This is a genomic window from Pseudocolwellia sp. G5-9 (genome assembly GCF_055808995.1).
Genome location: NZ_CM147893.1, coordinates 4,546,810 through 4,561,859, shown reverse-complemented (window position 1 = coordinate 4,561,859; position 15,050 = coordinate 4,546,810). Strand labels below are relative to the sequence as shown.

At 34.0% G+C, this 15,050-nt stretch carries 8 protein-coding genes; 7 read left to right on the top strand and 1 reads right to left on the bottom strand.

All coding sequences use genetic code 11. The features are described from left to right. Positions 1-6: 6 nt before the first annotated feature. From AC0L5Q_RS19860 to AC0L5Q_RS19845, 4 genes are all read left to right on the top strand, one after another. The gene (locus AC0L5Q_RS19860; protein ID WP_473613275.1) at positions 7-1,602 is read left to right on the top strand and encodes an AmpG family muropeptide MFS transporter; all 1,596 of its coding nucleotides are present in this window, start codon (positions 7-9) and stop codon (positions 1,600-1,602) included. Positions 1,603-2,419: 817 nt separating this feature from the next. Further along, positions 2,420-5,227, top strand: coding sequence for an ATP-binding protein (locus AC0L5Q_RS19855; RefSeq protein ID WP_473613274.1), 2,808 nt, complete (start codon positions 2,420-2,422; stop codon positions 5,225-5,227). Further along, on the top strand, positions 5,220-5,564 hold the full coding sequence (locus tag AC0L5Q_RS19850) for an Hpt domain-containing protein (protein ID WP_473613273.1): 345 nt from the start codon (positions 5,220-5,222) through the stop codon (positions 5,562-5,564). Before AC0L5Q_RS19855 ends, AC0L5Q_RS19850 begins: the two co-directional genes overlap by 8 nt. Then, positions 5,554-6,816, top strand: a complete 1,263-nt coding sequence (locus tag AC0L5Q_RS19845) for a response regulator (RefSeq protein ID WP_473613272.1) — start codon at positions 5,554-5,556, stop codon at positions 6,814-6,816. The genes AC0L5Q_RS19850 and AC0L5Q_RS19845 overlap by 11 nt, the downstream gene beginning before the upstream one ends. Positions 6,817-6,871: 55 nt before the next feature. Here the strand turns inward: AC0L5Q_RS19845 and AC0L5Q_RS19840 are convergent, their stop codons facing one another. After that, positions 6,872-9,565 carry a sensor histidine kinase gene (locus AC0L5Q_RS19840; RefSeq protein ID WP_473613271.1) on the bottom strand — a complete coding sequence of 898 codons (2,694 nt, stop codon included), beginning with the start codon at positions 9,563-9,565 and terminating at the stop codon, positions 6,872-6,874. Between the two features lie 209 nt (positions 9,566-9,774). On the opposite strand from AC0L5Q_RS19840, the gene tkt reads away from it, so the two are divergent. The 3 genes from tkt (at position 9,775) to AC0L5Q_RS19825 (ending at position 14,069) form a co-directional block, all read left to right on the top strand. Beyond that, entirely contained in the window at positions 9,775-11,754 is a 1,980-nt protein-coding gene (gene tkt / locus AC0L5Q_RS19835) for a transketolase (protein ID WP_473613270.1), read from the top strand. Positions 11,755-11,812: 58 nt separating this feature from the next. After that, the gene (epd, locus tag AC0L5Q_RS19830) at positions 11,813-12,832 is read left to right on the top strand and encodes an erythrose-4-phosphate dehydrogenase (protein WP_473613269.1); all 1,020 of its coding nucleotides are present in this window, start codon (positions 11,813-11,815) and stop codon (positions 12,830-12,832) included. Positions 12,833-12,896: 64 nt separating this feature from the next. After that, positions 12,897-14,069 (top strand): phosphoglycerate kinase, encoded by a 1,173-nt coding sequence (locus AC0L5Q_RS19825; protein WP_473613268.1) that lies wholly within the window; start codon positions 12,897-12,899, stop codon positions 14,067-14,069. The last annotated feature ends 981 nt before the right edge of the window (positions 14,070-15,050 follow it).

The window sequence follows — 15,050 nt, the reverse complement described above, 5'->3', positions numbered from 1 at the left end:
TTCTGAATGCCAAGTTCCAACTCCCTTTTCGACACTATTCGTTACTTTAAAGATAAAAGATTACTTAGTATTTTTTGCTTTGGTATTGCTAGCGGCTTTCCTTGGGTTATGACAGGTTCAGCTATGAGTGGCTGGTTAAAAGATGAAGGATTAAGTCGATCAAGTATTGGATTATTTGGTTTAATATTTGTCACTTACAGCATCAATTTTTTATGGTCCCCTTTTGTTGATCGACTCAAAATTCCCTTTATAACGGCAAAGTTTGGCCAACGTCGAAGTTGGATTATGTTTACACAAGTTTTTATTGTGCTCGCAACTTACCAGTTAAGCCAAGTGAATGTATCAAGTCAATTAAGTTTAGTTGCCCTTTTAGGACTAACCATTGCTTTTTTTGGTTCTAGTCAAGACATTGCAATAGATGCCTACCGAATAGATATACTTTCGGGTGACGATAATAACTACATGTCGGCAGGTTCAGCAATGGCTACCGCTGGGTGGTGGACAGGTTTTGCTGGTTTAGGGAGTATTCCTTTTTTATTAGTAGATCAACCAAACTGGACATGGCCTGAAGCGTTCTTTGTTTTATCCATTATTATGGCGATACTTATGTTAACCGCCTTCATAGTAAAAGAACCAGAGACCAATAGAGAAGTAGAATTAGATTCTATTCAAGCAAACTATTTAAATGTGCTTCCCCGACAAGGCCATAAACCTTTATTTATTTTACTTATACTCCCTACTATTTTTGCGTCAATTATTTATGCCAATATAGGCTACCCAGCTTGGCCTGAAAATGTTATTTCTTCAGATTATCGCTTTACCTTTATCACCCTATTTATCGTATTATTGTTATTTATATTCATTCAACAATTAGGTAAGTTAAACTTAACCATTAGACAAAATACTCCATTACATCATTCCCATACACCAAATCATATTCATAGAATTACAGCGTGGCTGTTAACAACATTAGTAGCCCCAATTCAAGAATTTTTCGACAGAAATGGGACTCGCTTAGCGCTTTCTATTTTACTGTTTATTTTCTTATTTAAGTTAGGTGAAGCCTATTTAGGACGAATGTCTATTGTGTTTTATCGTGAAGTGGGATTTTCTAATAGCGATATTGCTTATTATTCAAAAATGATCAACTGGGCAACTACCATCGTTTTTTCTTTAATTGGTAGTGTATTTACTATTCGATACGGCATATTAAAAGGTTTATTTATTGGTGGTATCGCTATGGGGGCAAGCAACCTGTTATTTGCGGTAATGGCATTGGTAGGGCCAAATAAACTATTATTTGCAGCAACGGTTTTTGTAGACGGCTTTACTTCAGCTTGGGGCTCTGTAGCCTTTGTAGCACTTATTTCGGTACTGTGTAATAAAACATTTACCGCCAGCCAATATGCATTAATGGTATCGTTAGGTACATTCGGACGAGTGATGCTTGGTTCTTACTCAGGAATAGTTGTTGATTGGCTTGATGGTAATTGGGCGCTGTTTTTTGTGCTTACAGCCGTTATGGTTATTCCTAGTTTATTGTTTTTATATTTCATTAGAAAACCACTCACGGCATTGATTAATAACAATTCATCTAACTAACCTGAGTTCGGTTCAATAAGGATTTAACTTATTGAAAAATAAAAACAAAAAAACTTATCGCGTCTAGCTTGATGTTTTTACTTAATTCAAGGCAAATTTACGCGTCAATAGCTGACCTATTGCAAGTGAATTTAACGCCGAAGTGATTAAAAACAGCTGCTAGAAAAACATTTATTAAGGCAAACTCAGGTTAACTAGAGCCCTATTAACATGTAGCTAATTAACGCTTTATTTCGTATTCCTTTGAATAGTTAACCTGTATGAGTAAACTTTTAAAGGAATTCAAGTGCGGATAAACATTAGTTGAGCTATGATATTGAAATTACACTTAATAATGAAATCTAACTATGATAAAGCTATTCTTTTTACTCCCCGTATTAATGTGTTTATTCTGGTGGTGGTATATAAATTCTAAAGGTTACACGATAAAACAAGCATGGAAAGGTTTTGCTTACATCATTGCTTTTAACACGATTATTATATTGTTTTTCACCCTAATGCTTTTTATTACCCACTAAAGCCTATAGCATTAATAAAAAACTTAATATCTCCTCTACTTAGGTTATATTTGAGTACTATTCTCAGCCTAACAGTTATGTACTAAACCTCAAAGATTGCCTTATTAATTTAATAAGTTTAACACCACTCGTAATAACCCTTTGACCATTTATTCTTCGTATAAAATAGGTCAATTCATCAATGCGTTTGGTATAAGTTTATTTTTCACATTAATAGATATATCCAATTTAACTGCTATATTTTTATTATCCCCTTTTAATAAATTTTAATTAAAAAATCATTTAATTAGGATATGGTAATGAAATGTGAAGCATGTGAACAATTAAAAAACATCCCTTTTCCATCCATAGCGGTTACTAACAGCTATGGGATAATTGCTTCTAATGAATTAGCATCAAACCTATTAAATATTACATCTGAATTTTCAGAAAACGATTCCTTCTTTGAGTTTTTTTCCCCTTACGACGCTAACTTATCTAATCAGGAATTTATTGATAAATTAGAAGTACAAAGCCACGCCTACTTATCATATAAAGCAGGTAATAATTCAACTATATACAAAGCTAATATAAGTCCTATAAATAATCATAATTATCGTTTGATCATATTGTCGTTAGAAGAGAATTGGCAATATAAATATCAACAAGAAAGCATTTATTTATCAAGGTTAATTAATTCAATTGAAAGTAGTAACGTAGGTATTTGGGAATTAGACATTGCTCAACAATCCGCTCTATTTTCAGCTAAATTTAAAGCGTTACTTCAAATAGGATCCAATGATATATACACATGGGATATGTTTAAAAAAGACATATACCATGAAGACTTAATCTTATTCGAGATATTTCTAAAGTCTCATATTCAGTCAAAATCCCCGTTAAATTTCGAATTTAGAATGACAATAAATCAGAAAAACTATTGGTTTAGCATAAAAGGAGAATTATTTTATGAAAACGGTCAACCTAAAACAATAATTGGAACTCTTACTGATTGCACACTTAACAAAGAAATATTTAATGAATTAAATGATGCCATAGAAAGTAAAAACATTACCATGAAAGCAGGAAAAATAGGTACTTGGTGCATTAAACTTATTGATGATAACTGGCATTATGAATGGGATCACTTTGCCAATGAAATGCTTGGTTTAAACCCTGAAGATATTGGAAAATTAAATAAATGGGTATCAATAATACATCCTGATGATAGAGACGCGATGAAAAATATAACACGCTACTCTTTTAGTACAGGTGAAGATTTATCATTTAAGTACCGTATTATTCTCAAAGACAAATCTATAAAATATTTCCAAAGTATTGGTCGCGCTGTTAGTAATAGTTTAGGCCAAATTTATCGATTAGATGGAATTTGTATCGACGAAACTGAAATTCAAGAAGCAGAACAACAACTTAAAAAATTAAATGCTCAACTTGAAGACCGCGTTTCAGAGCGTACAGCTGAGTTAATAAAAGCCAAAGAAGATGCCGAAAACGCAAGTCAAATAAAATCAGATTTCCTTTCGATGATGAGCCACGAGCTAAGAACCCCCATGAATGGTGTTATTGGTTCTTTAGACTTGCTCACAGGAACTAAACAAACATTAGAGTCAAAAGACTTAATAGATACAGCAAAAACCTCTGCAGAAAACCTTGTGTTTATTCTGAATGATATATTAGACATTAACAAAATTGAGGCGGGTAAACTTGAGTTAGAAGAACGTATTTTTTCAATATCAGAAATTATTGATAATGTGATTAAAGTGTTTATACCTGTTGCAATTAAAAGAGACATATCTTTGCAGGTTTATGAAGATCCAAATACGCCCATGTTTATTAAGGGCGACCCAATGAGAGTACGACAAATTCTTTTTAACCTTTTAGGTAACGCCCTAAAATTCACCAGTTCATCTATCAAAAAACCTGGAAAAGTTAGCCTTAAAACAACGGTAACCCAAAAAAATAAAAGTACTAGCATCATCAGCTTAAAAATTATCGACAATGGTATTGGTATAGACAAAAAAACCCAAGAAAAGCTTTTTAACCCCTTTACGCAAGCTGAACGTTCCACGACACGAAAATATGGTGGCACCGGATTAGGGCTTGCCATTTGTGGCAAGCTTACCGAGATAATGGGCGGAAGAATAACTTTAACCAGTGAAAAAGGTAAAGGTTCTTGTTTTGATGCAGAAATCCCCTTCTTGAAGTCTCAAGAAACACGAGCAATGGATATTGAATCTCTATCTAACATTAAAATTTCAATCATCGATTGCAACGAAAAATCTAAAAATAAGGCGGAGATGTTTAGTCAATATTTAGAATACGAAGGCGCTGATGTTAATGCATACACATTAAATGACTACGTCAAAAGAAACGATGATTACGATGTGTTATTTATTTTATTAAATGAAGATGAAAACAATATTAATACTGTTTTAAATTTACTAGAAAGTATTAATAACAAAAGTCGCATTACCATTGCTGTAAATAGAAAAGCAATAGATGAAACACGAAAAACCTTTAAAAACATCAGGGTTATTTGCTCTGAACCTATGACGAGAATTCAATTAGTGCAATGCATACAACATACATGGCAAAGCCGTTTTGAACTAAACCTTGACGAGTTAGATTTAAGCTCTTTAGAACTTGAAGCAGATAATGACGCTATGGAATTAGATGAACTCGATTTCGATTTTGATGTAGCAACTGAAAAAGATGATAAAAAAACAATTCATGCCGATATATTGGTTGTTGAAGACAACCCTTTAAATCAAAAACTTATCGTAAAGCAACTAGAACGATTAGGGTATCACTGTGAGCTTGCCGACGACGGACTACAAGGGAAACTAATGTGGGAAGAAGGCACCTATCAACTGATTTTAACCGATTGTCATATGCCCAATATAGACGGTTATGAAATGACAAAACAAATTAGAGCGATTGAAAAAACTAAACAAAAAAAAGCAACGCCAATTATTGCCGTAACAGGAGCAGCAATGAGTGGTGATGCTGAATATTGTATCGCTTCAGGAATGAACGATTTTTTAAGTAAACCTATTCAATTATCTGATTTAAGAACAATGTTAAAAAAGTGGTACTTACATGAATAGTCAATTAAAAATAGTTAATAAAAACACCATGTTTGAGCTTGTTGGTGATGACGCCGAATTAATAAAAAGATTCCAAATAGAATTTTTACAGCAAGCTAAGCAATCTATAGCTAAACTTAGTAATGCTTATAGTGAAACTGATTTTAAGTTAATGAAAGAAGAGGCGCATTTTTTAAAAACATCAGCCAAAGCAATAGGGGCTGAACAAACAGCTGATTATTTACAAAAGTTAGAAGATATATCTGTGCTTAACGATAAAAACAAATGCAAGGAACTCATTATTTTAATTAATAACTCAATTAAGCAAGTCTACGGAGTAATAAAAAATGAAGTCTAAGCCCTTACCTGTTGGGAGTCGTCACCCCAAAGTAGTGATGATTATTGATAGTGATGAAGATACATCAGGTGCTGCTAATATTTTAGCAACACACATTGATGAATATAGAACAGTAAATTTAGATGACGATACTGCTGAATACTTAAATCAAGTAGCACCTTCTGTAATTTTATTTGCTCTATCAAACGTAGAGAAATCAGTTGAATATTACAAATATCTAGTGGAAGAATCGCAACTTAATCATATACATTACAGCATCGTACTATGTAACAACAAAGAGTCTTCTTTAGCCTTTAGGTGTTGCATGAAAAATCTTTTTGACAATTACTTTGTATATCAACCGCTATATGAAAGATTAAGATTACTCATGGTAGTACAAAGCGGCTTGATAGAAACTCAAACCGACAGTCAAATTGAAACAGAAAGTGAGGAGTTATGCGAACAAATAGATGATGAACTTTCTGCTTTAATCGATGAAGGTAGCCGATGTAAACAACATTTGTTAAAAAAAATATCACAAAGTAGTGAAGATATATCTAAAATTTCCAAGTCTGATTTAACAAAAAACGCTCAAGAAAATAACAGTCATCAGGATATGTTAGATAATATTACCCAAGAACATGTACACCCCCTATTACATCTACTTGAAGAAGATATCCGTAAAAGTCTCGATAGTATAATCGCACAACTTATTTCACAGCAAGAATCACTAAAAGAAAGTCTGCCAGTTAAAAAGCAAAAAAGAAAAGGCTTAATCACTCACGTCGCCTCAATTAAAAAAAGAGATAACACTGAACAAAGCAACGATGAATTAAATGAAGATGAGTCAATTAACGTAGAAAAAACCACAATCAAAAACGTATTAACTCACTCCATTTTAGTAGTAGAAGACAACAAGCTATATCGAGATATGATATCGAATGTACTGTCAAAAGAAAATTACCACGTAGACGAAGCTGAGGATGGCCTGTGTGCGTTAGATAAAATTAAAAAAGGTCGTTATGATTTAATTCTTATGGATTTATTTATGCCAAATTTAGATGGTTTAAATGCAACGAAAAAGATCCGTCAATTATCAGAGGGAATAGATACTCCAGTCATCGCATTAACAGGTAATAAAAATAAAGAACTTGTTAAAAAGTGGGCTCACTATGGTTTAAAAGGCTACATCATAAAACCGTCAACTAAAAGTGAAATCCTATCGGTTGTGAAAAAGAACTTAGCAGTGACAAAAGAACATCTTGATGCTTAATTTATAATAGGGAAATAACTTAGGCTATTTAAATAATTAATCAAATTTTATAACACTATTTCATATAATTAGATAATAAACCCCGTAAGTTCTCAGTTGTCATGGGTAGTACCATATACGAAGTGAATTTATGATTAACCAAAGATAGCAGCTTATTATCTAATGCCTGATGAAAAAGAGCTATGGTTGGAAGATGTGAAAACTCACCACTCAAAGGGCTAGGTACTGCAGTTAAATCGATATTATTTTCTGAACAATCAAAAATAATCAAATGATATTTTTTGCTTGTAAGTTTTGATTCTATGTCTTTCATATCACTAATAACGTCAACATAATATTTTAAAGACACGAGTTGTCGATACAAGTTTTTATTGGTTTTATTTTTACCTTCTATATACAGAATACGCTTAACATCTAAAATCGCATTGTTATTAATAGAAGGTATATTAAAGCGCCCTAACCCAAGCTCTTGCTCTTGTGATATTTTAACCTTAACAGACACATGCACCATAGACTCACCAGAAGGGAGTTGAGCAATATTTATATTGCCACCTAGCTTATTACAAAGCTCTTTTGCCATTTCCATTCTAAGATTAAACTTTATACCATCAGGGTTATTATTTAAAACGACAGAAGAATCTTGAAGAGAATTATTTGCCCTTAAAGCATGTAATACAAACACTATAGTTGCACTATTTTGATGATGAAAATGAACTTTGACCGAAATACAAATATTATTATTATCAAGCAGCTCTTTTGCATTTTCTGCGCAGGTAATGAAGACTTGTTGCAAACGTAGTTCGTCTGACTCAATAAAGTGTGGTACATCTTCTTGAATTAAAAACTTAATATTTTTAGCCTGCGCTTCTACAATTTCTTCCATTCTTTTTAAAAACAAAAGAAAATCAAACGATTGATTATTAAGCGTTAATCTACCTGATTCAATACTCGAAAGTTCATTTAAAGTATCAATTAATTGTTCTAAATTAAGGGCTGCATTTGAAATATTATCGATATATTCTTTTTCAGTATCTCCTAATTTTTTCTTTGGAAATACTTCCACTAAACGTTTAATAACACTTAAAGGCACACGTAATTCAATACTTAAAGATTGTAAAAAATCTGTTTTTGCTTGATTTTCATTATCAGATTTTTCTTTAGATAAAATAAGTTCACGAGTTTTTTGAGTCACCTTGTTACTCAATTCGGTAGAGTAAGCAGCCATCATTAAAATCAATAATTGAAAAACCAAACCTCCAAATGTACCACCAAATAACATAGCCCAAGTTTGCCATGTTTTATCCTGCAGCACCCAAGTATGCTTCTCGGAAATTTGATAATGCCACTTCCGGGAAAATACACGGATATCATCTTCACTCACAAGCTTATTATTTGTATTAACCTCTTCCCCTATAATAGTAAAATAATCTTGATTATTAGCATCCTTTATTAATAAATTAACATCATGTTCAGTGATGAAACGGTTAATATTATTAAAAAAAGATGAAATCCTTACTACAGCAACAACAACACCTGAAGTAGAGCTTTTTCCCTTTTGATTGAACTCTCCAAAACTAGGGGTTAAATTACTATTATATACAGGTAAAACAATCAAAACAGCGGGGTTAGAAAAGTCACCTTCAATCATATTAATAGGTAATGTTGCTGATATCTCTCCTGTATTTATTGCCGTTTCTATCGCATTTTTTTTATCTATATGACTAAATAAATCAATACCTAATATTTCTTCATTTTGATATCGAGGAAATACATATTGAACAGGCATATACATAGGTGCATCAGTAAGTTTAACGGTATTCCCCATAAGTGTTTGTTGACTAATAACATAATGAGTATCTAACACCTTAGACATATATTTTTCATAACTATCTCTATGATTATTCTTCACAACCGGTGCCCACTCAAACGATTCAACAATAGAAAAATCGTTTAAAATATGAGCTGAAAATTGATTGAAAGATTCTAAGTTAATTGATCGACTCGCTTCAAAGTAAGCTTTTAAGGCATTCAATTGTTCTTCAATTAGCATTAACTTACGATCAAGTTCAATCATTATATGAGTATGGGCTTTATAAAAATCATCATTACGATAATGTTGATGTTGGTCCTGAAAGATTTTAAATAACAACGCAATAGACAGCCCTCCTAAAATAGAAGATGTCATAACAAATAGCTGCTTACTTTTATTGAAGTTATGTTCTTTTTTAAGGAATAATAAAACAGGAATAATAAAGATTGAGACAAGAATGCTCATCGACCAAGTGCGACAAAAAATATAAAACAAATTCACATCAAATGTTTTAACTGATAAAACCGCAATGAGTACCGAAGCAAAAGCAGAAACTAAAGAAACAATGGGTCCAATCTTAAACATAAAGATTGATAACTTGATACGACTGTCTAACCATTGCCCTTGACTCACCATTTGATGAGTTAATTTTTTCGCCCAAAGAGCTTGTAAACAAGTTGCTAATAACGAAATCATTACAACCGCTAGATCAAACTCAACCGACAAATAAAAAAATAAAAATGTATTAAAAATAATACTCGCTAAAACGATCGAAAAAAGATGACGAGCTCCCCATAAGATTATGATCGCACTTGCAATACCCGCCGAAGATCCTAAAAAAACAATCATGGAAAATGGTTTAATCATCATGATGGTTAATAGAGATACAGCTATATACATGCAAATAGCAAATACCGGCTGATAAATTTGTTTTTTCATAAAGAGTTAATGAATAAAAAGCTAAAAAGTGAGTCATTAATATACTGATAATCACCTAAAATTTATAGGTATATTTCATTTTCATACTCAAAAATGATATGTCTTTACAAATAAAATATAACAAATAGCAGAATAACATTTGAGTTATAGGTACGTTCAGGTGAAAATGCACATATTTATAAATCCTATCAATTCTAAGCGGAGTAATTATGACATCTCGTCAAGAACTAGCGAACGCAATACGAGCATTAAGTATGGATGCTGTTCAAAAAGCAAAATCAGGTCACCCAGGTGCACCTATGGGTATGGCTGATATAGCTGAAGTTTTATGGCGTGATTTTTTAAATCATAATCCAACGGATCCAAAATGGGTAAACCGAGACAGATTTGTTTTGTCTAACGGCCACGGCTCAATGCTTATTTATTCTCTATTACATTTAACTGGTTATGACGTATCACTAGATGATTTAAAAAACTTCCGTCAATTACATTCTAAAACACCTGGTCATCCTGAGTACGGTTATACTCCAGGCGTTGAAACAACGACAGGCCCTTTAGGTGCTGGTATTTCTAACGCTGTAGGCATGGCGATTGCTGAAAAAACGTTAGCGGCGCAATTTAACCGTGAAGATCATGCGATTGTTGATCACTTTACATACTGTTTCTTAGGTGACGGTTGTTTAATGGAAGGTATTTCTCATGAAGTATGTTCATTAGCAGGTACTTTAGGCTTAGGTAAACTTATCGCATTTTGGGATGACAACGGTATTTCAATTGATGGTGAAGTTGAAGGTTGGTTTACAGACAATACACCAGAAAGATTTGCTTCATACGGCTGGCATGTGATCAGTGTAGACGGTCATAACCCTGAGCAAATTACAGCAGCAATTGCAGAAGCCAAATCAGTTACTGACAAACCAACCATGATTTGTTGTAAAACAATTATAGGTTTTGGTTCACCAAACAAATCAGGTAGTCATGATTGTCATGGCGCACCTTTAGGTGACGACGAAATTGCAGCAACACGTGAATTTTTAAATTGGCCACATGCTCCGTTTACTATCCCTGCAGATATTGCAGCACAATGGAACCAACAAGAAAAAGGCCAAACTAAACAAGCACAATGGAACGATGCATTTTCAGCCTATAAAACAGCTTACCCTGAATTAGCAGCAGAATATGAACGTCGTGTTATCAAAGGTGACTTACCTGCTGAGTTTGAACAAAAAGCCAATGAATATATCGCACAATGCCAAGATAAAGCTGAAAACATAGCATCTCGCAAAGCATCTCAAAACGCTATCGAAGCCTTTGGTCAAATATTGCCTGAATTATTAGGTGGCTCCGCTGATTTAGCCGGTTCAAACTTAACATTATGGTCTGGTTCAAAAGGTATTCAAGAAGATACTGCAGGTAACTACATTTTTTACGGCGTACGTGAATTTGGTATGAGCGGCATTATGAATGGTATTTCTTTGCACGGTGGTTTTATTAACTACGGCGCAACTTTCATGATGTTCATGGAATACGCTAGAAACGCAGTACGTATGTCAGCACTTATGGGCATTCAGAATATTTTTGTTTATACGCATGATTCAATTGGTCAAGGTGAAGATGGTCCAACACATCAACCTGTAGAACAATTAGCTAATTTACGTAACACACCTAACATGGTGACATGGCGTCCAGCTGATGCAACTGAGTCTGCAGTAGCATGGAAAAACGCTATTCAACGTCAAAATGCCCCTACATCACTTATCTTTTCACGCCAAGGTTTACCTGCTCAATCAAGAACAACTGAACAAGTAAATAACATAGCTAAAGGTGCTTATATATTAAAAGACAGTGCTGGTACACCTGAGGTTATTTTAATTGCTACAGGTTCTGAAGTTGGTATAGCAATGCAAGCAGCTGAACAACTAGGCGATAAAGTTCGCGTAGTATCAATGCCATCAACAAGCATTTTTGATGAGCAAGATGCTGCATACAAAGAAGCCGTTTTACCATCTAGCGTTACCAAAAGAGTTTCTATTGAAGCTGCTCATACTGATTTTTGGTACAAGTATGTTGGCTTTGCTGGAAAAATCATCGGCATGACAACATTCGGTGAGTCTGCTCCTGGCAATGTATTATTAGAGCACTTTGGTTTTACAGTAGACAATATTGTTAAAACAGTTAAAAGTCTTTAATTTAAATCCTTAAACAAAAGAACCTGTTTTTCAGGTTCTTTTTTATTTTGTAGTTTCTATGTCTATAAATATCGCCATAAATGGTTTTGGAAGAATTGGTCGCAACGTTGCTCGCGCTTTATTTGAAAGCAATAGATCAGATGAATTTAATCTGGTCGCTATTAATGAAATTGCAACACCCGAAGGTATTGCTCACTTATTAAAATACGATTCAACTCACGGACGCTTCTCTTTTCCTGTAGAACTTCACAATGAGCATTTACTAATAAATGGTAAACTCACTCACTTATCTCACGAAAAACAATTATCTAGTCTTCCTTGGGCTAAACACCAAGTAGATATAGTACTTGAATGTACAGGTAAATTTGATCAATACGATCAAGGTGAACAACACTTAAAACAAGGTGCGAAAAAAGTATTGTATTCACACCCTGCTTCAAGTGATGCAGAAGTTGACGCGACTATTATCTATGGTGTTAACCACCACCTTTTATCTCAAAAACATAATATTGTTTCTAATGGCTCTTGCACAACTAACTGCGTAGTACCTGTTATTAATGCTATTGATGATGCTTTTGGTGTTGAAAGTGGAACAATAACCACTATTCACTCTTCAATGCATGATCAACAAGTTATTGATGCTTATCATCCTGATTTAAGAAGAGCCAGAGCGGCAAGTCATTCTATTATTCCTGTAGATACTAAACTTGCTGTTGGTATTGAGAGGATATTACCTAAGTTTTCAGGCCGTTTTGAAGCCATTGCCGTACGAGTACCAACCATAAATGTAACAGCAATGGATTTAAGCTTAACCGTATCTAAAGATGTTGATATAAAAGCAATTAACCAAGCAATACAGAACAGTAAAAATAATGGCCTACAAGGCATATTAGGGTATACCGAAGAACCGTTAGTTTCTGTTGATTTTAATCATGATCCACATTCATGTATCGTCGATGGTAACCAAACACGTGTTAGTCATAAACGCCTAGTTAAACTATTAATATGGTGTGACAACGAATGGGGCTTTGCTAACAGAATGTTAGATACCGCAAGCGTTATGGCTAAGTATCTTTAAAACAAAGCTACACATAAACAATTTAATTTAACAATTTTAATTTAACAAATTATAGGGATCCAAAATGTCTATTATTAAAATGGCCGATCTAGATTTATCACAAAAACGTGTACTTATTAGAGAAGACTTAAACGTACCAATTCAAGACGGAAAAATTACGTCTGATGCTCGCTTAAGAGCGGCATTACCAACGTTAAAGCTAGCTTTAGAAGCTGGCGCTAAAGTGATGGTTATGTCACATTTAGGACGCCCTACTGAAGGCGAAGCTAATGACGAATTTTCATTACAACCTGTTGTTGACTACTTAGCAGCAGCATTGAACTTTCCAGTAAGGTTAGAGAAAGATTACTTAAACGGTGTTGAATCTGTTGCTGGTGAACTGGTTGTATTTGAAAACATACGTTTTAACCTTGGCGAAAAAGCTAACGACGAAGCTCTATCTAAAAAATTAGCCGCATTATGTGACGTTTTTGTTATGGATGCTTTTGGTACTGCTCATCGCGCTCATGCTTCTACACATGGCGTAGCTAAATTTGCTCCTGTCGCTGCTGCGGGTCCTTTACTGTCAGCTGAATTAGAAGCTTTAGGTAAAGCACTTGATAACCCTGCTCGCCCATTAGTTGCAGTAGTAGGTGGTTCAAAGGTTTCTACTAAATTAACAGTTTTAGATGCGTTATCTAAAATTGCCGATGTACTTGTTGTTGGTGGTGGTATTTCAAATACATTTGTTGCCGCTGCCGGTCATGAAGTAGGTAACTCGTTATACGAAAAAGACCTGATTCCTGAAGCACAACGCTTATGTAGAGAAACTGAAGTTATTTTTGCTCAAGACGTAACAACAACAAAAGAAGGCTTTAGTGAATGGAACGATAATTCGGTAACAACCGTTAAAGATCCAAGCGAAATCACAAGCGACGAAGAAATTATCGATTACGGCCCTAAATCAGCAGCACAAGCAGCTGAAATATTAAAAAATGCAAAAACCATTCTTTGGAATGGCCCATGTGGTGTATTTGAGTTTGATGCATTTGCTAAAGGCACTGAAATCGTTGCTCGAGCTATTGCTGAAAGTGATGCCTTTTCAATTGCTGGCGGTGGCGATACTTTAGCCGCTATTGATAAGTTTGACCTTGCAGATCAAGTATCATACATCTCAACAGGCGGTGGCGCATTTTTAGAGTTTGTTGAAGGCAAAGTATTACCCGCTGTTGAAATTTTAGAGCAACGCGGTAAATAGTATTACTTGCTAAAGCATAATTAATTCAGCCTGTTTCATATAATCGAAACAGGTTGAATTACAATTTAACATTTATACTAAACACTTCTTTATTTATCTTAATCTTCAAACTTTTTTAATAAACAAACTAAAACGTGTGACCTCAGGGGTATATTTTTGCAATAGCTAACCTCAACTCGGGTTAATGAATGTTAGATAATGAATTAAAATTATTATTTATCAAAACCTTAACCTGTACCGTTGTTTTCCTAAGTTATATTCGTCTCTCAACATTGATATTTTTGTGTATAACAAGGCGAATTTTTCTATCTAATAGCTAGCTATTAGTAATAAATTCAACGAAGTTAGGCATAAAAATAGCTTGTTGAGTAACTTTGCTTATCCCGAGCTGAGGTTAGCTAGTTTTGTTATTATGTAAAGCTTCGTTTTTTAATACGTGGTTATTCTACTTAAGAAAACGATAACGCAGCAGAAATACCCAACTAGCGTTGCTTTACTCGTTCATTTAAATAAAATTTAAACCCAAAAGGTCAACGCGCACTAATATATACCCGTTATCATTCAAGATGCAGGTTTCAGTGGGAACTAAAAACAATTTAGGCACAGATTTTACGCTCCAAATTTAATCTAAGGTCTACATCCATGTATGCAAGGCATTAAGTTTACGTTATGGTTATTCTCGGTAACTACTCCTGCTTTCCCCTAATGTCCTAGATCCATGTAGGAACCCGACTAAAGTTAATAACGAAGCATAAATTGTTTTTAGACCCATCGAAGAAGCGCTTGAGCAAAATCACTTCATCAACAGTGCTTTTTATAAGGGGACGCCATTATTACAAAGCAGTGCCTTGAATTGATATCGCTCAAGCACTCTGAAATAGCCTCTCGATTGGTAACCGGTATACATAGATATTTTTGTGTCCTTATAAAATATATAAATTTAAAAGCCAAAAAAAATATAAAAAATTAAAACAGCTTTTG

Bases quoted from the DNA above. Each gene is read 5' to 3' on its own strand.
- epd (WP_473613269.1), top strand. From the start codon at position 11,813: ATGTCTATAAATATCGCCATAAATGGTTTTGGAAGAATTGGTCGCAAC.
- AC0L5Q_RS19825 (WP_473613268.1), top strand. From the start codon at position 12,897: ATGTCTATTATTAAAATGGCCGATCTAGATTTATCACAAAAACGTGTA.
- AC0L5Q_RS19845 (WP_473613272.1), top strand. From the start codon at position 5,554: ATGAAGTCTAAGCCCTTACCTGTTGGGAGTCGTCACCCCAAAGTAGTG.
- tkt (WP_473613270.1), top strand. From the start codon at position 9,775: ATGACATCTCGTCAAGAACTAGCGAACGCAATACGAGCATTAAGTATG.
- AC0L5Q_RS19860 (WP_473613275.1), top strand. From the start codon at position 7: ATGCCAAGTTCCAACTCCCTTTTCGACACTATTCGTTACTTTAAAGAT.
- AC0L5Q_RS19855 (WP_473613274.1), top strand. From the start codon at position 2,420: ATGAAATGTGAAGCATGTGAACAATTAAAAAACATCCCTTTTCCATCC.
- AC0L5Q_RS19840 (WP_473613271.1), bottom strand. From the start codon at position 9,565: ATGAAAAAACAAATTTATCAGCCGGTATTTGCTATTTGCATGTATATA.
- AC0L5Q_RS19850 (WP_473613273.1), top strand. From the start codon at position 5,220: ATGAATAGTCAATTAAAAATAGTTAATAAAAACACCATGTTTGAGCTT.